16 protein-coding genes, 1 tRNA gene and 3 pseudogenes are annotated in these 21,659 nt (G+C 69.4%); 8 read left to right on the top strand and 12 right to left on the bottom strand.

Annotated features, from left to right (window positions below; genetic code table 11):
- Window positions 1-3 precede the first annotated feature (3 nt).
- The 3 genes from tmk to topA all read right to left on the bottom strand — a co-directional run bounded on the left by tmk (window position 4) and on the right by topA (window position 6,372).
- Window positions 4-2,067: a dTMP kinase gene (gene tmk / locus ABZ860_RS28680; RefSeq protein ID WP_357225787.1), complete on the bottom strand. Its 2,064-nt coding sequence runs from the start codon at window positions 2,065-2,067 to the stop codon at window positions 4-6.
- A 153-nt stretch (window positions 2,068-2,220) separates the two neighbouring features.
- Window positions 2,221-3,543 (bottom strand): metallophosphoesterase, encoded by a 1,323-nt coding sequence (locus ABZ860_RS28675; protein WP_357225785.1) that lies wholly within the window; start codon window positions 3,541-3,543, stop codon window positions 2,221-2,223.
- Window positions 3,544-3,696: 153 nt separating this feature from the next.
- Window positions 3,697-6,372, bottom strand: a complete 2,676-nt coding sequence (gene topA / locus ABZ860_RS28670; RefSeq protein WP_357225782.1) for a type I DNA topoisomerase — start codon at window positions 6,370-6,372, stop codon at window positions 3,697-3,699.
- Between the two features lie 268 nt (window positions 6,373-6,640).
- Here topA and ABZ860_RS28665 point away from each other — a divergent pair, with 268 nt between their 5' ends.
- A complete protein-coding gene (locus ABZ860_RS28665) occupies window positions 6,641-6,826 on the top strand; it encodes a DUF5703 family protein (RefSeq protein ID WP_142624889.1) in 186 nt (61 codons plus the stop codon).
- A gap of 335 nt (window positions 6,827-7,161) precedes the next feature.
- Here the strand turns inward: ABZ860_RS28665 and ABZ860_RS28660 are convergent, their stop codons facing one another.
- From ABZ860_RS28660 to ABZ860_RS28650, 3 genes are all read right to left on the bottom strand, one after another.
- On the bottom strand, window positions 7,162-9,243 hold the full coding sequence (locus ABZ860_RS28660) for a chaplin family protein (protein WP_357225781.1): 2,082 nt from the start codon (window positions 9,241-9,243) through the stop codon (window positions 7,162-7,164).
- A 204-nt stretch (window positions 9,244-9,447) separates the two neighbouring features.
- Window positions 9,448-10,074 (bottom strand): hypothetical protein, encoded by a 627-nt coding sequence (locus ABZ860_RS28655; protein WP_357225779.1) that lies wholly within the window; start codon window positions 10,072-10,074, stop codon window positions 9,448-9,450.
- A gap of 110 nt (window positions 10,075-10,184) precedes the next feature.
- The gene (locus ABZ860_RS28650; RefSeq protein WP_357225776.1) at window positions 10,185-11,480 is read right to left on the bottom strand and encodes a M20/M25/M40 family metallo-hydrolase; all 1,296 of its coding nucleotides are present in this window, start codon (window positions 11,478-11,480) and stop codon (window positions 10,185-10,187) included.
- 209 nt (window positions 11,481-11,689) lie between these two features.
- Here ABZ860_RS28650 and ABZ860_RS28645 point away from each other — a divergent pair.
- Window positions 11,690-11,775, top strand: a tRNA-Leu gene (locus ABZ860_RS28645).
- A 256-nt stretch (window positions 11,776-12,031) separates the two neighbouring features.
- On the opposite strand, the gene ABZ860_RS28640 is transcribed toward ABZ860_RS28645, so the two are convergent.
- Entirely contained in the window at window positions 12,032-12,157 is a 126-nt protein-coding gene (locus tag ABZ860_RS28640) for a hypothetical protein (protein WP_357225775.1), read from the bottom strand.
- Between the two features lie 41 nt (window positions 12,158-12,198).
- Between ABZ860_RS28640 and ABZ860_RS28635 the strand changes: the two genes are divergently transcribed.
- Window positions 12,199-12,387 (top strand): hypothetical protein, encoded by a 189-nt coding sequence (locus tag ABZ860_RS28635; protein ID WP_357225773.1) that lies wholly within the window; start codon window positions 12,199-12,201, stop codon window positions 12,385-12,387.
- Here ABZ860_RS28635 and ABZ860_RS28630 read toward each other — a convergent pair.
- The 5 genes and pseudogenes from ABZ860_RS28630 to ABZ860_RS28610 form a co-directional block, all read right to left on the bottom strand.
- A pseudogene (locus tag ABZ860_RS28630) lies at window positions 12,362-12,643 on the bottom strand (IS701 family transposase); the annotation flags it as partial. The gene ABZ860_RS28635 and the pseudogene ABZ860_RS28630 overlap by 26 nt on opposite strands.
- A 370-nt stretch (window positions 12,644-13,013) precedes the next feature.
- A pseudogene (locus ABZ860_RS28625) lies at window positions 13,014-13,180 on the bottom strand (IS5/IS1182 family transposase); the annotation flags it as partial.
- A gap of 200 nt (window positions 13,181-13,380) precedes the next feature.
- Window positions 13,381-13,821 carry a DUF427 domain-containing protein gene (locus ABZ860_RS28620; RefSeq protein ID WP_357225770.1) on the bottom strand — a complete coding sequence of 147 codons (441 nt, stop codon included), beginning with the start codon at window positions 13,819-13,821 and terminating at the stop codon, window positions 13,381-13,383.
- A 200-nt stretch (window positions 13,822-14,021) separates the two neighbouring features.
- Window positions 14,022-14,969: a LysR family transcriptional regulator gene (locus ABZ860_RS28615; RefSeq protein ID WP_357225767.1), complete on the bottom strand. Its 948-nt coding sequence runs from the start codon at window positions 14,967-14,969 to the stop codon at window positions 14,022-14,024.
- 245 nt (window positions 14,970-15,214) lie between these two features.
- A complete protein-coding gene (locus ABZ860_RS28610) occupies window positions 15,215-16,690 on the bottom strand; it encodes an MFS transporter (RefSeq protein ID WP_357225765.1) in 1,476 nt (491 codons plus the stop codon).
- A gap of 832 nt (window positions 16,691-17,522) precedes the next feature.
- On the opposite strand from ABZ860_RS28610, the gene ABZ860_RS28605 reads away from it, so the two are divergent.
- From ABZ860_RS28605 to ABZ860_RS28585, 5 genes and pseudogenes are all read left to right on the top strand, one after another.
- Window positions 17,523-17,792 carry a hypothetical protein gene (locus ABZ860_RS28605; RefSeq protein WP_357225762.1) on the top strand — a complete coding sequence of 90 codons (270 nt, stop codon included), beginning with the start codon at window positions 17,523-17,525 and terminating at the stop codon, window positions 17,790-17,792.
- A gap of 81 nt (window positions 17,793-17,873) precedes the next feature.
- Window positions 17,874-18,492 (top strand): annotated as a pseudogene (locus ABZ860_RS28600) (beta-1,3-glucanase family protein); the annotation flags it as partial.
- A gap of 51 nt (window positions 18,493-18,543) precedes the next feature.
- Complete coding sequence (locus ABZ860_RS28595; RefSeq protein ID WP_357225925.1) at window positions 18,544-18,963, top strand: RICIN domain-containing protein; 420 nt, start codon at window positions 18,544-18,546, stop codon at window positions 18,961-18,963.
- A gap of 480 nt (window positions 18,964-19,443) precedes the next feature.
- Complete coding sequence (locus tag ABZ860_RS28590; protein WP_357225760.1) at window positions 19,444-21,003, top strand: hypothetical protein; 1,560 nt, start codon at window positions 19,444-19,446, stop codon at window positions 21,001-21,003.
- A gap of 99 nt (window positions 21,004-21,102) precedes the next feature.
- Entirely contained in the window at window positions 21,103-21,519 is a 417-nt protein-coding gene (locus tag ABZ860_RS28585) for an alpha/beta hydrolase fold domain-containing protein (protein WP_357225923.1), read from the top strand.
- Window positions 21,520-21,659: the final 140 nt, after the last annotated feature.

Raw genomic sequence — 21,659 nt, 5'->3', positions numbered from 1 at the left:
CGGCTACCCGAAGTCGCGGATGGCGGGCATGGTGCCGGTGGCCTCCTCGGCCTCCTGTGGCACCGGGTCGGGCAGGATCTCACGCACCCGATCCTGGATCAGGCGCGTCACCTCCCGCTGGTCCAGCGTGCCGTCCACCAGGAGGTAGCGGTCGGGGTCGGCCGCCGCCAGCGCCCGGAACTCCCGCCGCACCCGCTCGTGGAACTCCAGCGGCTCGGCCTCGATCCGGTCGGCGGGCGAGGCCATCCGCCGCAGCCCGACCGCGGGCGGCACGTCGATGAGCACGGTCAGGTCGGGGACGAGCCCGCCCGTCGCCCACCTGTTGATCCTCGCGACGTCCTCCGGGTCGAGCGAACGCCCGGCCCCCTGGTAGGCCAGCGACGAGTCCACGTACCTGTCGGAGATCACGGTCGAGCCGCGCTGCAGCGCGGGCCTGATGACCTTCTCCACGTGCTCGGCCCGGTCGGCGGCGTACAGCATCGCCTCGGCCCGCGGGGACAGGCCCTGGTGGGCGGCGTCGAGCAGGATCGCCCGCAACCGCATGCCGACCTTGGTCGAGCCCGGCTCGCGAGTCTGCACGACGTCGAAGCCCTGGTCGCGCAGCCAGATCGCGAGCAGCCGCGACTGGGTGGTCTTGCCCGAGCCCTCGCCGCCCTCGAAGGCGATGAACAGCCCGCGCTCGGGGTCCGCCTCCTCCGGCACGAACCGCTGCCCGCGCAGGGCGGTCAGCAGGTCGACCGCGATGGGAACCCCCGGCCGGTCGTCCATGTGCCGCAGCGCGATCACCCCGACGGCGATCGCCAGCAGCGCGCCCAGGAGCAGCACGAGGTTCGTGCCGTCGAAGCGGTAGCTGATCCCGGCGATCCCGAGGGCGTGCGTGCCGAACAGCGCCGCTAGCGTCGAGGCCACCGCCACGACCAGCAGCAGCACCACCCGGGCCAGCGACTGCAGGAAGGAGAACGTGCGGCCGCGCAGCCCGTCCTCCACCTCCAGGCCGATCACCGTGTAACCGATGATCCAGGCGATGCCGGCGCAGGCGCCCAGCACCACGGTCAGCACAACCACGACGACCAGGTTCTGGATGAGCGCGACGGCGGCCAGCGTCAGCCCCGCGAGCACGATCGACAGCCCGAACAGCCGCCGCCTGGACAGGCCCTTCAGCAGTCGCAGGCCGAAGAACATGCCGAACGCCATGCCGAGGAAGACCGCGCAGAACACGGTGCCGTACCCCGCGTCACCACCGCCCAGCGCCTGCACGTACGCCTTGGCGACGCCGACGACGGCGCCCCCGGCGGCGAACGCCCCGAGCATGCCGATGATCAGGCCGCGCACGACGCGGTTGCCGCCGACGAACCGCCAGCCCTCGGTGATCTGCCGGAGCACCGAGGGCGTGGACACGTGCCTGATGTGGTTCTTCGGGATGGCCCGCAGTGTGAAGACCATCACTGCGGAGGCGAGGTAGGCCAGCGCGTTGGCGTACAGCGCCACGCTGGTGGCCGCGACGTCGAACGACGGGGCGGCCGCGGAGATCGTCGTGACCACGCCCGACACGATCGCGAACAGCGCCGCGGCCACGGGGGCGGTGCCGTACGTGACGAGGAGGTTGAGCTGGTTGGCCTCCTCCAGCCGCTCCTTGGGCACGAGGTTGGGCACGGTGGCGTCCTTGGCGGGCACCCAGAAGAGGTTCACGCACTCGACCAGGAACGTCGCGATGATCACCCACTGGTAGTTGCCGACCAGCGGGATCGACAGCACCACCGCGAACCTGGCGAGGTCGGCGACGACCATCGTCAGCCTGCGGTCGAACCGGTCGGCCACCGCTCCCGCGAGCGGGCCGAGCAGGATCGCGGGCAGCATCTTGGCGACGAAGACGCCGCCGATGGCGAGGCTCTGCGTCTGGAAGCCGGACCCCGCGGTGAGGTTACCGGCCAGGGCGGTCAGCGCGATGATGTTGAGCCAGTCGCCGAGGCTGCACGTCGCCATCGCCGTCCACAGCCTGCGGAACGGCGCGTTCGCCAGCACGTGCGGCTGCTTGCGGCGCGCGGCGGCCCGGCCAGGGGTGCTCATGATGTCAGCGTATCCAGGTGCTCGCTGGGCTTGGGAGACGGACGAGCGGGCCGCTGGGGCCTGCCCGTCGCCTGAGGGTATTACGTCCGCCTCGTCCTCGCTGTCGAGATGGCGGCAATGCTCTGCCCGGTTCCGCTTTCGGGAACCGCGCGGTCAGGTGCGCAGCTCGATGAGAGTGATCTCGGGCGGCGCGCCCACGCGGACCGGCGGCCCCCAGAAACCCGCACCCCGTGTCACGTAGACCTGGGTGTCCCCGCCGCCCGTGCGCGGCACGCTCGCCAGCCCCGCCACCACGGGCTGCTGCAGCGGCACGAGCAGATTGAAGGGCGCCATCTGTCCGCCGTGGGTGTGCCCGGACAGCTGAAGATCGACGCCGTGCGCGGCGGCCTGCGTCACCTGGACGGGCTGGTGGGCCATGAGCACGACGGGCCGGTTCGCGTCGCGGCCCCCGAGCGCCTTGTCGAGGTCAGGGCCGTCGCCCGACGGCAGGCCGTTGAGGTCGTTGACGCCCGCGAGGTCCAGTACGGCTCCCGCGTGCCGGATCTCGACCCGCTCGTTGCGCAGCGGCCGGACGCCCAGCGAGCGCAACTCCTCGATCCATTGCTGGGGGCCCCCGGCGGTGTAGTACTCATGATTGCCGGTCACGAAATACGCGCCATAGCGGGATTCGAGCGATCTGAGCGGCGTGGCGAGACGACCGAGCTCGGCGACCGTGCCGTCCACCAGGTCGCCCACGATCGTCACCGCGTCGGCCTCCAGGCCGTTGATCATCCGGACGATCCGCTCGGTGTGACCCCGGCCGGTCAGCGGGCCGAGGTGAATGTCGCTGACGACCGCGATGCGCAGCCCGCTCATCCGGGGGTCGAGCCGGGGCAGGCGGATCGGCACCCGCTCGATCACCGGATCGCCGAGGGCCCGGCTCACCCCGTACCCCACGGTCGCGAACGCTCCCACCGCCACGACCGCGGAGGCCGTGCGGGAGATGAACAGCCGGCGGTCGATCGCCGGCGCGTCCGCGGCGGCCCCCTCCGCCGCCGGCCTGCCGGTCGTGGCGGTTCCGTGACCGGTGGCGCCTCCCCCGGCCGCCGCGCCGGCGAGGACCACCTCGTCCACCGGGGCCGTCTCCTCCTCGGCCCGCCCGGCCGAGACCGCAGGCCCGGCCGTACGGCGGCGTCTGGACACGACGAACGTCGCGACCGCCCTGGGCACCTCCATGACCAGGCCGTACACGAACAGGTAGAACATCACGGCCAGCCACAGGTAGCCGGGCCAGGCCACGATTCGCTCGACGTCCATGCCGAGACCGAGCCGGCTGCCGGCGAAGGTCACCACCATCAGGACGGCCAGGATCACGAGCGCCCACGTCAGCACCCGGCGCGGACGCGATCCCGGCGTCGTCGACGCCCTGACCAGCCTCCGCCACAGATAGGCGTGCACGACGACGACGGCCGCCACGATCATGCCGACGAACCCCACGAGAACTCCCCTCGACCGGCTGGCGATCAAGGGCCGGCTGACGACGATGCTACGAGCTCGCCCCGGCGGCCGCGTCCGCTGTCCACAGCCGGGCCGGCTGTGGACAAGCCACGCGGCCGCGCCCTGGCGGGCCGCCGTCCGCGCAGACCGAGGTCAGGACTTCGCCGCCGGCTTCTTCGCGGTGGTCCTGGCCCGGGTCGTGCGCTTGGGGGCGGGCGCCCGCTCCCGCCTCTCGGCCAGCAGCTCCGCAGCCCGCTCCAGCGTGATGTCCTCGACCGTGTCGCCCTTGCGCAGGGACGCGTTGGTCTCGCCGTCGGTGACGTACGGACCGAAGCGGCCCTCCTTCACCACGACCGGCTTCTTGGAGTTCGGGTCGTCACCCAGCTCACGAAGGGGCGGCGCGGCGGCGGCACGGCCGCGTCCGCGGGCCTTCGGCTGCGCGAACAGCTCCTTGGCCTGCTCGATCGTGACCGTCAGCAGGTCCTCCTCGGACGGCAGCGACCGCGAGTCGGTGCCCTTCTTGATATAGGGGCCGAACCTGCCGTTCTGCGCGGTCACCTCCTCGCCGTCGATCTCGCCGACGACCCGCGGAAGCTGGAGCAGCTTCAGTGCCTGCTCCAGGGTGATCGTGTCCAGGTCCATCGTCTTGAACAGCGAGCTGGTGCGCGGCTTGGGGGCGTCCACCTTCTTGGTCCGCTTCTTGCCGTCCGCCGGAGCCGGCTCCTCGGGCAGGATCTCCGTGACGTACGGGCCGTACCGGCCGTCCTTGGCCACGATCGTCCGGCCGGTCGCCGGGTCGACGCCCAGCTCGCGGTCGCCGCTCGGGCGCGAGAACAGCTCCTCGGCCTTCTCGGCGGTCAGCTCGTCGGGCGCCATGTCCTCGGGGATGTTCACCCGGGCGCCGTCGCGGTCGAGGTAGGGCCCGTAACGGCCGACCCTGATCACGATGTCCGTTCCCTTGATCGGGAACGAGCTGATCTCCTTGGCGTCGATCTCACCGAGGTCGGTGACCATCTCCTTCAGGCCCTCGTCGCCGTCCCCGCCGCCGAAGTAGAAACGGCGCAGCTCGGGCACCCGCTCGGCGCGGTCGTTGGCGATGTCGTCGAGGACCTTCTCCATCTCGGCAGTGAAGTCGTAGTCGACCAGGTTGCCGAAATGCTGTTCGAGCAGGTTGACCACGGCGAACGCGAGGAACGACGGCACCAGGGCGGTGCCCTTCTTGAACACGTAGCCCCGGTCGAGGATCGTCCCGATGATCGACGCGTACGTCGACGGCCGGCCGATCTCCCGGTCCTCCAGCTCCTTGACCAGCGACGCCTCGGTGTAGCGCGAGGGCGGCTTGGTCGAGTGCCCGAGCGCGGTCAGCTCGGCCGCGGTGAGCCGGTCGCCCTCGGCCAGCGTGGGCAGGCGCTTCTCCGAGTCGTCGCGGTCGGTCGAGGGGTCGTCCGCCCCCTCCACGTACGCCTTGAGGAAGCCGTGGAAGGTGATCGTCCGGCCGGTGGCGCTGAACTCGACGTTCTCTCCGGCGCTGGACGTGCCGCCGACCTTGACCGACACCGACTCGCCGACCGCGTCCTTCATCTGCGAGGCGACCGTGCGCTGCCAGATCAGCTCGTACAGCCGGAACATGTCCCCGGACAGGCCGGTCTCGCCCGGCGTCCGGAACTCCTCGCCGGACGGCCGGATGGCCTCGTGCGCCTCCTGGGCGTTCTTCACCTTGCTGGTGTAGACGCGCGGCTTGTCCGGCACGTACGCCGAGCCGTACAGCTTGATCGCCTGGCTGCGGGCGGCGGCGACGGCGGTCTCCGACAGCGTGATGCTGTCGGTTCGCATGTAGGTGATGTAGCCGTTCTCGTAGAGCCGCTGGGCCACCTGCATCGTGTACTTGGCGGAGAAGCCCAGCTTGCGGCTCGCCTCCTGCTGCAGGGTCGTGGTCCGGAACGGCGCGTACGGCTTGCGCGTGTAGGGCTTGCGCTCGACCGACCGCACCGCGTAGGCCGCGCCCTCCAGGCGGCCGGCGAGGGCCGTCGCGGCGGCCTCGTCGAGGTGGAGGACGTCGGAGCCCTTCAGCCTGCCGGTGGAGGCGAAGTCGCGGCCCTGGGCCACGCGCCTGCCGTCCACACCGGTCAGCGTCGCGGAGAACGTCCGCGGGTCGTCGCCCGCCCGGCCGGTGTCGAACAGCGCCTGCAGGTCCCAGTAGTTGGCGGCGGTGAACGCCATCCGCTCGCGCTCGCGCTCCACCACCAGCCTGGTGGCGACCGACTGGACACGGCCGGCGGAAAGCCGCGGCTTGACCTTCTTCCACAGGACCGGGCTGACCTCGTAGCCGTACAGGCGGTCGAGGATGCGCCGGGTCTCCTGGGCGTCGACCAGGCGGAGGTCGAGGTCGCGGGGGTTGGAGACCGCGTCCCTGATCGCGTGCGGGGTGATCTCGTGGAACACCATGCGGTGCACCGGGATCTTGGGCTTGAGCACCTCGCGCAGGTGCCAGGCGATGGCCTCGCCCTCCCGGTCCTCGTCGGTCGCGAGGTAGAGCTCGTCGGCTTCCTTGAGAAGCTGCTTGAGCTTGGACACCTGCGATTTCTTGTCCGGGTTCACGACATAGAGCGGCTCGAACTCATGGTCGACGTTCACCCCGAGGCGGGCCCAGGCCTGGCTCTTGTACTTCTCCGGGATGTCATCGGCCTTCTCCGGAAGATCACGGATGTGACCGATGCTCGATTCGACGATGTAGCCGCGCCCGAGGTACCCGGCGATCGTCTTCGCCTTCGCGGGCGATTCCACGATCACCAGGCGGGTTCCGCCGGCGTTGCCGTTGTTGGCTGGCACGCTGCTTCCTACCTCGCTGTCCGCTGTCGTTCCCCGTGCTGCCGGGCTTCGTACTCCCGGCTCATGACACCCTCGTCGTCCGGGCCGGAGGCGCTTACCCCCTTGGGGCGCCGACGAGGCGCCGCTTTGAAGGTACCTGCCGCCGCACGTTCCTCCCCCTCGGGCTACCCGGTTATGTCCGGGAATGTAACCCGCTTGGCGCTGTTATCCACGGAGACGCAGAATAGAGCCCATCGAGTTCCCTAGCACGCCCCGGAGACCAATGGCTGTGCTCGACTACTCCTATCTGGACCTCTATCTCCCTCGGGACACCCCTCGTGAGGTGGCGAGGCAGATGCTCACGGAGCATGCCGAGCACGGAGATTGGGAGCTGGAGCGACTACGCCTTTATCCCGACGGCAGCAGGCGCGTCCGGCTGCGTCGGAAGATCATACGGGCCGCCCGGACCATGTGAGCCCCGAGGGCGCGGACGCCACGGTCAAAAGGGCTTTGCCCACCCGTAATGCCGTCGGTGCCATGACCGCAACTGCTCCATCCGTCCCGAAACAGTACCGGACAAAAGAGCTTTGCCCGCCCCGGGCCGCGCCCCCGGAACGGGCAAAGCGTTCGTGCCTCCCTCCACTGGCGGTGGGGGGGCGTCCTGGTCGCCCGCGCCGGGAGCATCCGTCGGACACTCCCCGGCGCGGGCGAGTGATATCCCTCGCCTCCGTCAGTCGCGCGCCGCCGGATCACTTCCGTACGGCCGTCGCCGCCGGAGGCGTTCCCGTGCCGTCACGCGCGGCTGTACGGTTACTTGCGGCCGAACCGGAGGCGGCGGGTGACGGCGAACAGGCTCGCCGAGGCGGCGAACATGGCGCCGAGGGCCAGGGCGAGGAACGACGCCGGGTTCATCCCGGTCAGGCCGACCGGCTGCTCGGCGCTCATCAGCTTGAGCCCGCTCAGCTTGCCCAGCGGCAGCACGTCGGCGCTCTTCCCGAGGTCACCGGTCGGGAGGCTGCGCGCCGTGTCGGCGACGGGCAGCGAGCCGGTCGCGTCCTCCAGCGTCTGGTTGGTGGGCAGCGAGCGAGTGGCGTCGTCGAGCGTACCGCCGGCCTTGGAGACGGCCGCGGGGGTGCTGCCGGCCTTCGTGCCCTTTCCGGCGGGAACGGCGGGCAGGCTGGGCGTCTCCGGCAGGCCGAGCATGTTCGGCAGGTCGCCGATGACCGGAGCGGAAGGGGTGGCGGCGGCGCTCATCGGCTGCACCGTGTGCTTGCCCGACAGCACCGACGCGCCCGGCATGGCGGGCATGACCGCGCCGCGGGCGGCCTTGTGCTGCGGGTGGGCCCAGTAGCCGTGGCGCTTCCAGCCGCCGCCCGCCTGGGCGCCGCCCAGGCACCCCGCGGCGGCGTCGCCGAGCACGGCCACCGAGTTGCCGCAGACGTTGATCGGCGCGGTGATCGGGGCGACGATCTGGTTGCCCGCGAGGATGCCGTGCCGGCCGGAGGTGATGTTGCCGCCCGCGCCGGCGCCGCCGCCGAGGACCGAGGCGCCGCCACGGCAGCCCGCGTGGGACCGGCCGATGACGCTCACCGCGTTGCCGCAGACGTTGATCGGGGCCGTGATCGGGGCGACCACCTGGTTGCCCCCGAGGATCGAGCCGCGGCCGGAGGTGACGTTCCCGCCGGCGCCCCAGCGGCCGCCGTGCTTGCTCCAGCCGCCGATCACGGTCGCGCCGCCGCGGCAGCCCGCGAAGGCGTCGCCCGCGACCGCGATGGCGTTGCCGCAGACGTTGATCGGCACGGTGATCGGCGCGACCACCTGGTTGCCGCCGCCGACGCTGTGCACCCCGCTGGTGCGGTTGCCGCCCGCGCCGGACCAGCCGCCCGACCAGCCACCGTGACCGCCGTGACCGTGGCCACCGTGCCCGCCGTGACCGGGAGTGGATCCGCCGTGGCAGTTGCCCGAGCCGTTGCCGCACACGTTGGCCGGCGTGGTGATCGGCGTGACCACCTGGGTGCCGCCGCCCACGGAGTAGCGGCCGTCGGTGTCGTGGCCGGTCGAGCCGGGACGGTGCCAGTGACCGCCTCCGTGGTGACCGCCGTACCCGCCGTGCCCCCCGTGGCCGTGACCCCCGTGCCCGTGGCCGCCGTGGCCGCCGTGGCCGCCCACGGACGAACCGCCGCGGCAGCCCGAGAACGCGTCGCCGAGGACCGCGACGGAGTTGCCGCAGACGTTGATGGGCGCCGTGATCGGCGCGACCACCTGGTTGCCGCCCAGGATCGAGCCACGGCCGCTGGTGCGGTTGCCGCCGGCGCGGACGCCGTCACGTCCGCCGCCGACGAACGCACCGCCACGGCACCCGGCGGTGGCGTCGCCGAAGACGGCGATCGAGTTGCCGCACAGGTTGACGGGCGCCGTGATCGGCGCGACCACCTGGTTGCCGCCCCCGATGCTGTGCACGCCGCTGGTGCGGTTGCCGCCCGCGTTCCCGCGCCGTCCCGAGCCCTTGACCTCCGCGCCGCCCCGGCAGCCCGCGTCGGACCGGCCGAAGACGGACACCGCGTTGCCGCAGGCGTTGATCGGCGCGTTGATCGGAGCGACCACCTGGTTGCCGCCGAGGATGCTTCCCTCGCCGGAGGTCTTGTTCTGTCCGGCGCCCACGCCCGCGCCCTGTGCGGTCGCGCCGCCCAGGGAGGAGGCCCGGGAGTCGCCCGCGACCGCCACCGCGTTGCCGCTGATGTCGATCGGCAGGGTCACCGGGATGTCGACCTGGTTGCCGCCGAGCACCGAGTGACTGCCGTCGGTGTCGGCGAAAGCCGTACCGCTGCCAAGGGCCATGACGCCGGCGGCCAGAAACGCCGCGGAGGCCGAGCCCTTCGCCCACGTTCGCATGATGAATGCTCCTAGTGGTTCTTCTAGGGGGTTACCTGACAACTCGCGACTCGTGTCCAGGCCGCATGAGCACAGCGGAGCCGTGGACGGTCACGAGGATGGGGAATTCCGCGTCACCCGCGGGAGCCTGCCGCCCGGGCACCACGAGCGAGGGCAGGCGGTGGCACCGGTCGCCGTACGACGGGGACCGGCACGAAGGCGGGATCAGTCAGGAGAGAAAGACGGGTCGTCCGCCGCTGTGCGGACCACCGGGGGAACAACCGCCGCCAGTGGGGCGGGCAGCTTGGTGAAGCGCGGTTCGAACACGTCCCGCGCGACATCCCCGAAGAGGATGTTTCCACCGCTCGACTGCGGGACCAGGCCCTGGTCTGCGGGCGCGTGGTCCGCGGTGGAGGGCGGAGGGAGCAGAGGCTTCGACTGGCTGGTGAGCCCGTCGACCGTGCGCCCCGCCATCGCCTCGGCGTTCACCGAGACGTCGTCCGCCGCCGTGGGGAAACCGTCGGCGCTCTTCCCGTGGGACTCGGCCGCGCCCGGTGAGGACGGCAGACCGAGGTCCGGACCTGAGAGACGATCGGGAAGAACCGACCCGGCGACGTCATGTGAGGGTGCGGTCCCGGCCACGGACGTCGCCGTGCCGGAGACACCGAAGATCACGCCGAGCAGCCATCCGGCGGCGATCAGCCCGCCGATGACCAGCAGACGGCCCAGACGGGAACCGGCCGCGAACCGCGCCATCCGGCCCCGCTCCGCAGAGCCGGGAGACGTGACGCGCACGCCGGGAGCGGCGACGGGCGAACTCGCCCTCCGCTGCTCCTGCGACGTGCGCGTCACGCGACCTCCCCAAACCGCTGAGTCAACAGTCCGCTGGGTCCACCCGGTGCGGATCCAACCCCCAACGGAGAGTTACTGTAGCGGCACGGCACGTGATCGCAAGAGCTTTCTCAGCAGTATTCGAGGAAACGGTCAAGGACCCGGACGCCAAACCGGAGCGAATCGACCGGAACGCGCTCGTCGACGCCATGGAACATCCCGGAGAAGTCCAAGTCTTCGGGAAGCCGCAGCGGCGCGAAGCCGTAGCCGCTGATGCCGAGGCGGCTGAACGCCTTGAGGTCGGTGCCGCCGCTGAGCGTGTACGGCACGGCCCGCGAGCCCGGGTCCTCCTCGTGCAGCGCGTCGGCCATCGCCTTGACCAGCGGGCCCTTGAAGGGCGTCTCGACCGCCACGTCGTGATAGACGAAGTCCCTGGTCACGTTCGGCCCGAGCAGTTCGTCCACGGTCTGGAAGAACTCGTCCTCGTACCCCGGCAGGAACCTGCCGTCCACGTGCGCGGTCGCGATCTGGGGGATGACGTTCGCCTTGTAACCGGCCTGGAGCATGGTCGGGTTGGTCGTGTTGCGGAGAGTGGCGCCGATCATCCGGGCGAGCGGCCCGAGGGTGGCCACCGCCGCCTCCGCGTCCTCCGCCTTGATCTCCACGCCGAAGACCTCCTCGAAGAACGCCTGCACGGTGGGGGTGAGCCGCACCGGCCACTTGTGGCGGCCGAGCCGGCCGACCGCCTCGGCGAGCTCGGTCACGGCGTTGTCGTCGTTGAGCATCGAGCCGTGCCCGGCCCTGCCCTTGGCGGTCAGGCGCATCCAGGCGATGCCCTTCTCCGCCGCCTCGATCAGGTAGAGCCGGCCCTTCTCGGTGGTCACGCTGAAGCCGCCGACCTCGCCGATGGCCTCGGTGCAGCCCTCGAAGACCTCCGGATGCCGCTCCGCCAGCCACTGGGCGCCGTAGTGGCCCCCGGCCTCCTCGTCCGCGGTGAAGACGAGGACGACGTCCCTGGGCGGCCTGCGCCCCTCGCTCAGCCGCCGCCGCACGACGGCGAGGATCATCGCGTCCATGTCCTTCATGTCGACGGCCCCGCGGCCCCAGACGCAGCCGTCGGCGATCTCGCCGCTCAGCGGGTGGTGGGTCCAGTCGGCGGCGTCGAACGGCACCACGTCCAGATGACCGTGGAGGACCAGGGCGTCCCTGCTCGGATCGGTGCCCTCGACCCGGGCGACCACGTTCGCCCGTCCGGGGTCGGACTCGAGGATCCTCGGCTCCAGGCCGACCTCCGACAGCTTGCCGGCCACGTACTCCGCGGCCTCGCGTTCCCCGGGCCCCGCGTTGTCCCCAGCGTTGACCGAGTCGATGCGGATCAGGTCGCGGCACAGCTCGGCGACCTCGTCCTCCCCGTAGCGTGGGGTCATTACGCCTCCTCCTGCCGGGCGGGCCCGTCAGCGGCCCCCGGCCTTTCCTTCGTACGGCTCGCGCCTCCATCCTGCCGCCGTACAGGCGTCACGTTCACCCCCGGGATCCGGCGATCCGCACGCGGGCCGTTTCCCGGTATGAAGCAGGGCCGGGAGAGTGCTAACCTGTATCAGCCGACGCGGGATGACGATCCCGCGTGAGGCACCACGTCCGGGTGGCGGAATAGGCAGACGCGCTAGCTTGAGGTGCTAGTGCCCAGTGATGGGCATGGGGGTTCAAGTCCCCCCTCGGACACGAACCTTTTCACTGTGTGAGGGCTGAGATTCACCTCGGCCCTCACTTTTGCTTTGCCGGGGTGGTAGGTCAGCCGTAGGCCGAGGCGCTGGTAGACCTCGCTTTTGCGTTCGGTGGGGACCTCGGTGATGGCTCTGGCCATGTCGCCGATCTCGGCGACAAGGGCGGTGATCTCTTCCCGGGACATGCGGGCGCTCCTCGTGGTCATGCGGAGTTCCGCCTCTGCCCTGACCCGCTCGGCCTTGGCCTCGGCGATTCATTTGCCGATCTCTTCCGGGTCGCCTCCGGCTTCGAGGGCGGCTCGGTAGCGGGCCATCTTGGTCTCAGCCTGAGCGATCTTCGCCTTGGCGATCTCGGCCTTCGCGTCGTGCCCGGTGTCCACGCGTCGACCACTGGCTGTTTAAGGCGTTCGCGCCGCATCGCGTGGCCCAGACGATCGACGAGATGTACGTGGACCAGGTTCCCGACTACCGTTGCACGTTTCCGCGTGAGTACGCCCTGGGCAACAAGCTCGACCACCCGCGCAACGTCTACCTGCGTGAGGACGCCATCCTCCGGGCCCAGGCACACGTCACCGCGCCCATCAGCCGGGCCGGGGTTCGGCCAGGTTGATGACGGCCCAGTCGTAGAAGCGGTGCCCCTTGGCGCCGGCCCCTGCCGATAGCTTCTGCCAGGCCCGCTTGGGCACCTTGGCGGCCAGGGCATCCGCTCGGAACTTCCCGGCCGCGGTGGTGACTTCGTGGGAGCAGGCGACGGCGAGCACGTAGCCGACCCCGCGCTCTTCCATCGCGGACCGCAGTTTCGGGTTGCCGCCGTAGACCTCGTCCCCCGCCACCCGGTCCGCGCGGTGCCCGGCGTCAAGGAACCGGCCGATCATGCCGTGGGACATGCGATCCGGACCGCTGCCGGGCTGCGTTGCTGGCCGCCCGGTTGCGGCGATCTCAGGAATGGTGCGGCGTCTCACCCGCGGACACGCCGCGACGCGCCAGCAACCACGGACCCTCACTCGCCAATTGAACCGGCTCTAACCTGCTCTAGGATCATCAAGGCGGCGTGACACTGTTACCGAGGGCAGGCATTTTGCGGGGGGACCGTGTACTTCGGGGGTCGTCCATATTCCTGCCGTAACCCTGACCCGTCCAGTAGGTTCCAATTACAGCCTTCGGCGCTCCCGCCGATAGGACGATCGGAAAACTTCGGATCATGGCCTCAGCCATGGCCGGCTGGCGCTCATGCTCTCGGGCCAGGCGGCGGTGGCTGGTCGGCCAGGCCGGCGACCTTTCGACGACCCACCGCCACTCGATCACCGCGAATCCGATTTGCCCGGGGGCCTTGCGGACGATATGCAGCACGCGCTGGGTCCAATCCACCAGCACGCGAAGCCGGCGTCGGCGAACACGTACCGGACCGGCGTGACCAGGTACATGCTGAGCTGAGTGTCCTGGCTCCGTCGCGGTCTTGCGCCGAGGCGGCTGCCGCGGTTCCAGAACCTGCCTCGGCGCGATCAAACAGGTCCCGAACCGCTGTGTTACAACAACACGCGGGCCCGCGAGATCCTCAACGCGTTACGAAATCTGCCCTGCGGAAGCTGTGAACTGGGATTGCTTACGCGACCTGCCCGTTCACTTCCAGGGTGACACCCGGCTTCTCGGCCCAGAAGGCGAGCCGTCCCCTGATCTGCTCGACCTGCGCGAATGGTTCCGGGTAGGACCAGACGACGTCTTCAACCGGAGCCTCGCCGGTGTCAACCGACCAGTACACCGCATCTCCCTTGTACGGGCAGTGTGACGTCGTCGTCGTCGAACGCAGCAGATCCATCTTCACATCCTCCTGCGGCAGGTAGTACCGCGGTGGGCAGTTCGTCTCGGTGAGTACAAGCGCCCGGGATGAGGTCGCGACGACCGTGTCATTGATTCGCACCACGACGTGGTCCGACGCGTATGTGAGCTCGATGCGATGTTCCTGTGTATTCATGTGAATCCCGTCAAACATCTCCGGCGATGGCCGATGTTCACCGGCCGTGCGTCCACTGATCGCGTATTCCACCGTAACACAAATGCGTCGCCACGCGGCAAAGAATGCCATGCGTATTAGCTGAGTAATTCCAAGCCGAACGGAGAGCTGATTCAGATTCGCATGCACCGGGGAGCCGCCCGAGTGGCCGGCCCGATGCAGTGTCCGATACGGACAATGTCAGTTATGTGATCGTCTCGCTCACCCAGGGTCCGCCTCAGGTACGGCAGATTTCACGACGTCGCGTCGGCTCCCCGGAACATGTCGTCTTCGCGTGGCAGCAGCCAGTCGTACTGTTTGGCGACCAGGCGGGCGCACTCGACGAAGGCTCTGACCTGAGGCGTGTTCTCGACGGCAGGTGCGATCATCATGGCCCAGCTGAACACCGGCACAGGCTGGACGAGCGGGCGGAACACCAGGTCGGCAGGCGGTTCGTTCCAGCGCGTCGTCGGTGTGACGCAGAGCCTCTCGCGCAGCACGTCCGCCGCGCCATGCGAGCCGTAAGTGACGCCCGGCCACCTGCGCACTCGGATGCCCGCCTGCCGGCAGAACTGCGCGACGAACTCGACCCACTCGACGGCCACCTCTTCGGTGGGCAGCAACAGCTCGAAGTCGGCCAGCCGCGCCACCGGCACGACCTCCAGATCCGCGAGCGGATGGTCGGCGGCCATGCCCAGCACGATCGTCTCCCGCCGGATCACCTCGGCTGGAATCTCGATCGGACAGTGAGTGGCCAGCCCGAGCAGCACGTCAAGGCGGCCCTCCTGCAAGGCGACCAGGCCGCGGGTGACACCTTCCTCGATTTGCAACACCGGAATCTGCGGGTGCAGTCGCCGGAAGTGGCGCAGCAGAACTGCCCCGGTCTGCAGGCCACTGGAGGAGATGTCGACCCGCAGCGAGCGCTCATACCCGCCGTTACCGGCCCGCTGCGCGGTCTTGAGTACGTCCTCGGCCGCGGCGATCGACTGCCGCGCGGGGCCGAGCATCGCCTCACCCGCGGAGGTCAGCCGCACGCTGCGGGTGGTGCGCTCGAATAGCTTGACGCCGAGCTGGTGTTCGAGCTGCTGGATGATGCGGCTCAGCGCCTGCTGCGAGACATAAAGCCGCCGGGCGGCCCTGGAGAAGCTCAGGTCCTCCGCAACGGCGACGAAATACCGGAGATGCTTGAGTTCCGGTCCCATGTCAACTGGCAACTTTACCCACAAGGGATGATCGGTGCCACCGACCTTCCCGACGGCCACGGCCACGGCCGCAGTCACGTCGGCCCGGGAGTCGGCGCAGGTCACGGGGAGCCGCCGGGTGGACCTGGCCTTCGTCGCGCGGTCGGCGGCGGGCTTGTTCCACGTAGGTGATCAGGGGCAGGGTGCTCACAGTGTCACGCGGACATGCTCGGCGCGTCCGCGCGACATCAGCATGGCTCAAATGCCTAATTTTGCTTCTGTACTTCGGCGACCGCCTCGGGGGTGTCCATCCGGCCGAGGAGGGTGGCGATCGCGCCGAGCAGTGTGATGACGGTGCCGACGATTGCGCCGACGTGCAGGGCGGGGATGTAGTCGTTCGGGTCGGTTTTGCCGTCGAGCGAGGCGCTCACGCCTGTGGCCACCAGGGCGAGGCCGAGCCCACCGCCGACCTGGAGGGCGGTCTGCTGGATGCCGGCCGCCAGACCCTGCTGTGAGATACCGACCCCGGTCACGCCGCCGATGGCGTAGGTCGGGTAGGCGTTGCCCACGCCGAGACCCAGGCAGATGATCGATGAGGGCAGCAGCACGGTTACGTAGCCGGTGTCGGCGTCGACAAGGGCCAGCATGAGGAATCCGACTGCGACCAGGAACAGGCCGGCGAGGCTGCCGGTGATGCGCATGCCATAGCGGCGGATGAGGGCTGGCGCGATGTAGCGGGATACCAGGGCGGACACCACCGCCGCCGGCAGCAGCGCCAGACCGGTCTTCAGCGGCGAGTAGTGCAAAACCTCCTGTGTGTAGAGGGTGACCACGTAGGAGTAGCCGAACGGGGCGGCCAGCACGGCCAGCGACGAGATGTCGGCGTTGCGGAGGGTCGGCATCCGGAAGATGCCCAGGGGCAGGAGAGGATCGGGGTGCTTGGCCTCGTTGACGACGAACGCGATCAGCAGGACCACGGCGGTGACCGCGGACGCGATGACCAAAGGCACCGGGACAGTGTGGTCGGCGATCTGCGTGACGGTGAACGCGATGAGGAGTAGACCGGCGGTGCCGAGCACGCCGCCGAGCAGGTCGTAGCTGCGCGAGCGGTCATGGGGCTCGGCGCTGTGGGGGATGACGCGGACCGCGATGATCAGTGTGGCGGCCACGATCGGGACCTTCACGAAGAAGATCCAGCGCCAGTTGAGCAGGTCGGTGAGGACGCCGCCGAGGATCAGCCCGGCGGAGAATCCGGAGGCGGCGGCCGCGGAGAAGACGCCGAAGGCACGGTTGCGCTCGTGGCCCTCGGCGAACGTGCCGGCGATGATCGCGACGCTGGAGGGCACGGTGAGAGCGGCGCCGATGCCCTGGACGGCGCGGGCGAGGATGACCACAACCGCGTTCGGCGAGAGCCCTGCGACCAGCGACATGACGCCGAAGATGGTCAGGCCGAAGAGGAAGACGCGGCGGGCGCTCAGCAGGTCGGCGGCGCGGCCACCGAAGAGAAGGAAACCGGCGTAGGTGAGGACGTAGGCGTTGACGGTCCACTGCGCGCCGGCCGTGGACAAGTCGAGGCTTCTGCGGATGTCGGGGAGCGCGACCTGAGTGATGGACAGATCCAGGGCGTCGAGCAGGATCGCCGTGGACACCACGAGCAGGACCAACGAGGGGTGTCGGCCGGCTCGCTTCTCGGAAGGAACGCCCCTGACACCGCCGCCGGCCGAGGCCGTGCCCTGGCTCATGACAGCTCCTTGTTCACGATATTCCTCGGTTCCAATTGTCGTCGATTTCAAATCTCGGTTGCTGGAAATTGCGTAGGCGAATGTGAATGTCGGGTGCGGCGCCGTGCAGGCGAGGTGAATTCGGGGCTCCTACGCTAGCGGCATGCTCGACCGAGTGCAGCAATCACATGACACGGTTTCGGAGTGAATGAACAGAGGATCATTGTTATTCGCGGGGACGGCGACGGTAGCGTGGCCGGCCGTCGGGAGCATGAAGCGCGGGCATGCCGAACGGGCGTGACCGTGTGGAATTCTGTAGCCGAGTCGCACGCTCCCAGAGCTGTTGGCAAGCAGGCAAGGCACCGGATTGGGGTCATCCGCCCGCGGGGCAACGCACCGGAGAACCCCGCCTTCCCGCGGGGTGCGATCACCATCGACCTGTGACCCGACCCGCCCGGCCACGTGCGTCTGCCCCCGCACGGACGATGAGGTAATCGCGCGCGGGAGTCGCGTTCCAGGCACTCGCCGGCCGGAAAGTGAAGCTGCTGACCGGAGACATCGGCATGTCGACCCGGGCGTGGATGACCGGTCTGGAGGAGATCCGGCTCGACCTGCCCGACGCGACCCACAAGCCAAAGAAGCCGCCGTTGTGGCACCCGGCATCCGGATCTGAAGAACACGCGCGGGGACAGGCTCTCTGCCGGTTTCGACGCCGTCCCTCGGGTGATGGAACAGGATGAAGGGCTATGTCCTACTCCCTTGAGTTCCACTTCGATAAGCCGCTGACGATCGGGAGCGTCGCCCGGTACCTCGAACTCCTGCGCTCCGCCAGCGCGATCCGATGACACAATCCTTGGAAGAGGTGCACCCCTACCAGGACGACTCGCTGTTGATCGGGTGGACGTACAAGACCGAGAGCCTGCCCGCCACCTCGGACCGGGCAGAACTGACGCTGCCGGCGCCCGTCGTCCGCGACGCCATCGACATGCTCAACTCGGTCGCCGACTCCGATGGCGATGTCCGCAGTTTGCTGGACGCGGTGGAAGGCGTCCGGTCGGCGCCGCGCAAGGCGATCATGGCCAAGCTGGGCTTGCCGGAGGTCCGAGCCTCAGGTCTCGGGTGATTGCCCGACCCGCTTTCCCGCCCGTGAGTGACGTGCTCACGGGTGGGGTGCCGCCCTCGTTATGTGCGCAAGTGATCGCGTTTGCTCTGGATCACGCGTCGGCGAGGATCTGGCCGATGCGCTGGTGGGACAGGCCAAGGGCACCACGGCTCCGGTACCCGCACCGGCAAGCAGTGGACCGTCACCGTCCACGACCTCCCCGGCGGAGCGGATGCCTTTCTCGCTGCGAACACGGGCGCGTTCTCGGCGCTGCACGCCATCGCGAAGGGCTCGTTCCCCTCGACATACCTCGACTCCTACATCAGCGCCGTCTGGTCGTACTACGCCACGCACACGTTGACCGTACAGACGTCGCTGGGCAACTTCACCGGCACGACCAGCGGCACGAACTGGACCTTCAGGGACGGGTCCGGCAACGTCATCGGCACGCTCACAAAGCCGACGACGAGTGACGTCTTCGCGTGTGCCGGGGGCACGCAACCGCAGAACCAACCGAACGAGACGGCGATCCTCGCGGTCGGAGCGCGCGTGTGCGGCGCTCAACCGGGCGACGCTGTCGACGGCGAGTCGCGTCATGTACGACATGCAGCCGACGACGGACGCGACGAAGTTCTACGGGCAGTACGCGTCGAACCTCTTCAGCAAGACGATCCACGTCAACTCGCTGAACGGCCTCGCGTACGGCTTCTCCTACGACGACGTGGGCAGTTTCGCCCCGACGATCGACCAGCCGAACCCGACGTCCGCCGGCATGACCATCGGCGACTTCGGCACGGGCGGCGGTGGCGGCGGCACGGTGAGCGGCCAGCCGATCACGGGCCCGGGAGGCAAGTGCGTCGACGTCGCGGGCGACGACACGGGCGGCAACGGCGCCCCGGTGCAGTTGTGGGACTACCAGTCCTACGCCGTCGACCAGCACTACACGATGGTCGGGAACACGCTGCGCACATTCAACGGCGGCAAGTGTCTCGACGTCGTGGACAACGGCACCGCGAACGGGTCGAAGGTGCAGATCCGGGACTGCTTCGGCGCCGGCGACAAGCAGTGGGAGCTGCAGTTCGACGGTTCCACCAAGAACGTCGGCTCCGGCCGGTGCCTCGACTCCCCCGGCGGCGCGACCGGCAACGGCACACGACTGCAGATCTACGACTGCAACGGCAGCGCCGCATAGCGCTTCGTCGTCCAGTAACGGAGCCACGCCGGCCCGGCATTGCACCCGTACTGCCGGGCCGGCCGTCACGACGGCGTGTCGAGCTGTGCCGGCATGCACCTCCGGGCGCAGCGCTCCGAGTCTCTGCGCAGGAATGACCCATCGGGTTCAAAGGTGCTCGCCGGCGTGACGATGTGCGAGCGAGCGACATCGGCGATGTCCCGCCGCAGCGAGGGAACCGGCTTCCAGAAGGCGATTGACGGAATGGCATTCGGTCGCCATTCGGCGTATCGTCGCCATCACCCCAGGTCAGAACGTGTTTGGAGGAACAACCATTCCGACCCGATGACTTACCGATGGACAGGACTCGCATTTAATCGCGTTTCGGCGGAGACGATATCGAACTGAAATAAACAGATTCTATGAGCCTGTTTGGCGCTCAATTACGTGGTTATGAAGAACGGCGCCTCCACCCCCCTACCCAACAAGGTGGTGACGTTCATGCGTCTTGTGAGACGCGGACTCCGAATCCTCGGCTGCGCCGGGGCGGCCGTCATCGTACTCGCCGGCCCCTCCCTCGCCTCGGCCACCGGCACCGTCAACGCGGCCGTGACGGCCGTGAACACGGAGATTGGTGCGAAGATCCGGCCTTACGAGAAGCTGTACGAGCGGACGACCACGCGGACCCGAGCGCTCCCCGCGCAGCCTAAGCAGGCTCTGCTCCAGGCCGCCTCGGCCCTGTCCGCCGAGCTGGGACTCGCGCAGAACCCCACCCAGATCCTCGACGCGAACCTGTCGCCGGAGGTTGCGGGACGGCTGGCCAACGTGCTGACCGACCTGCTCGCCTGCCACCGGCTGACCGAGCCCGCCTTCGCGGCGATCCCGCCGGGCCTGCTGCCCGCGGTGCTCACGACCGGCGGCTCCCTCAACCCGGCGGCTTACACCGGGATCCGGCTCTGCGGCGAGTCGGCCTGGCAGTCGACCAACGAGCTGGAGCTGGCCGTGGCGGAGGAGTCGAACGCCGCCGCTCCCGGCTGTCAGGCGCTCGGCCAGGTGAACCTCGACATCTGGCCCGTGCTGCGGGTCGACGGCGCCTGCCGCGACAACCGCTACGACAACGACTACCTGCTCACGCTCGACGTCGGCGGCAACGACACCTACGCCAACAACGCCGGCAGCAACCTCGTCGACGTGAACTTCTCGCCGGCCGGCTCCGCCGTACCCGGACTGCGCGGCACCGGGCCTGCCAAGGGCTGCCAGCGCGCCATTCCCGGTCTCACGGCCCTCGACTGCGTTCCCACCGCGGCGGTCGTCCTCGACCTGCAGGGCAACGACGTCTACGGCGTCAAGCAGAGCCCCGACCACGACACCGGGTGCACCAACGACCCTGTGGTCCGCCGGATGATGACGGGCGGGGCCGGCTTCCTCGGCGTGGGCATCCTGCGCGACGTGGAGGGAGACGACACCTACACCGGCAAGACCGGAGCGCTGGGCGCCGGCCACATCTTCGGCGTCGGCATCCTGTCCGACGGCGCGGGCGACGACACCTACCGCGCCGTACGCAACAGCCAAGGCTTCGCCCTGGTCGGAGGCGTAGGCGTGCTTCGCGACGAGGCGGGCGACGACAGCTACGGCTTCTACATGCCCGCCCCGATCGACCCGAACGCCCCCAACCAGACCGAGGGCGCGGGCGGCGTGCGCGACGACGAGGGCGAGGGCCTGTGCGACCGCATTCCCCGCTTCACCCAGGGCGCGGGCAACGTCGCCGGTGCGACCGGCATCTTCCTCGACGACACCGGAGCCGACAGCTACCACGGCGCGTTCGTCCTGGAGTTCGTCGGCCCGTTCCAGGTGCCGAGCACCCGCGCGGGCAGCCTCGGCTTCGGCAACAACCAGGGCCTCGGGGTCTTCCTCGACCGCGGCGCCGTCAGCGACCAGTACACGGTCGACGACGAGCCCACCGTGGCCGGGGTGCCGAAGCGCGGCGACAACGTGACCGTCCAGCCCAACAACGAGAGCACGGGCTCGGGCTTCGGCCAGGGCCTTTTCGTCGACCAGTGATCGCGGGCGGCGAGTGATCAGAGCGCGGGCGCCCGGACCGGGCGCCCGCGCACGCTTTTCCCCGGCACAGTAGACGCGCTGGACAGGGCCCTCTGAGGAATTGCCGAAGCGCCTGGCCCTCCAGCTTCCGCTCTATCCGGAGACGGCGCTGCCATTCGACACCGACTCCGGCAGGGCTACGACCCACTGCGCGACGTCAGCCGTGCGTATGCCCGCAAGCTCGCCGACGCCGGGAACGACCTGACCTACATCCATCACCCCGACCTGACCCACGGCTTCATCCAGTTCACCGGCCACTCCAAGCGCTGCCTGCAGGGAGCGTGCCGACATCAGGAACATCTGAGCTCGGCGAGGAGGTCCGGCGGCGCTCGCAATGGGGGGCGATCGTCGTCGTCTACAAGATGCTTAGTCGTCTCCTCAGTGAGCTCAGCAAGGACATCGAAAACTCAGCCAATGGCAGGCAGCCCTCAAGCAGTACAGGGACCGCCACTACGGCTACGACTCGTACGAGCATGAGTCCCGGTGGTTCACTGTGGAGAACCCCCGAGGCTGACACCCGGGCTTCCCCGCACCCCGAGGCCGTTAGTCCTGCCGCATGGACCCGGGCACCCTCACCTCTCAGACTTCAGGCTGCGCGAGTTCACCGCCCCCGACGA

Source organism: Microbispora sp. NPDC046973, from assembly GCF_040644495.1.
Classification (GTDB): Bacteria; Actinomycetota; Actinomycetes; order Streptosporangiales; family Streptosporangiaceae; genus Microbispora.
The sequence above is the reverse complement of the archived record's forward strand: the minus strand, read 5'-3'. Positions and strand labels throughout refer to the sequence as shown.

Bases quoted from the DNA above. Each gene is read 5' to 3' on its own strand.
- ABZ860_RS28615 (WP_357225767.1), bottom strand. From the start codon at position 14,969: ATGGGACCGGAACTCAAGCATCTCCGGTATTTCGTCGCCGTTGCGGAG.
- tmk (WP_357225787.1), bottom strand. From the start codon at position 2,067: ATGAGCACCCCTGGCCGGGCCGCCGCGCGCCGCAAGCAGCCGCACGTG.
- ABZ860_RS28650 (WP_357225776.1), bottom strand. From the start codon at position 11,480: ATGACCCCACGCTACGGGGAGGACGAGGTCGCCGAGCTGTGCCGCGAC.
- ABZ860_RS28595 (WP_357225925.1), top strand. From the start codon at position 18,544: ATGACCATCGGCGACTTCGGCACGGGCGGCGGTGGCGGCGGCACGGTG.
- ABZ860_RS28610 (WP_357225765.1), bottom strand. From the start codon at position 16,690: ATGAGCCAGGGCACGGCCTCGGCCGGCGGCGGTGTCAGGGGCGTTCCT.
- ABZ860_RS28660 (WP_357225781.1), bottom strand. From the start codon at position 9,243: ATGCGAACGTGGGCGAAGGGCTCGGCCTCCGCGGCGTTTCTGGCCGCC.
- ABZ860_RS28590 (WP_357225760.1), top strand. From the start codon at position 19,444: ATGCGTCTTGTGAGACGCGGACTCCGAATCCTCGGCTGCGCCGGGGCG.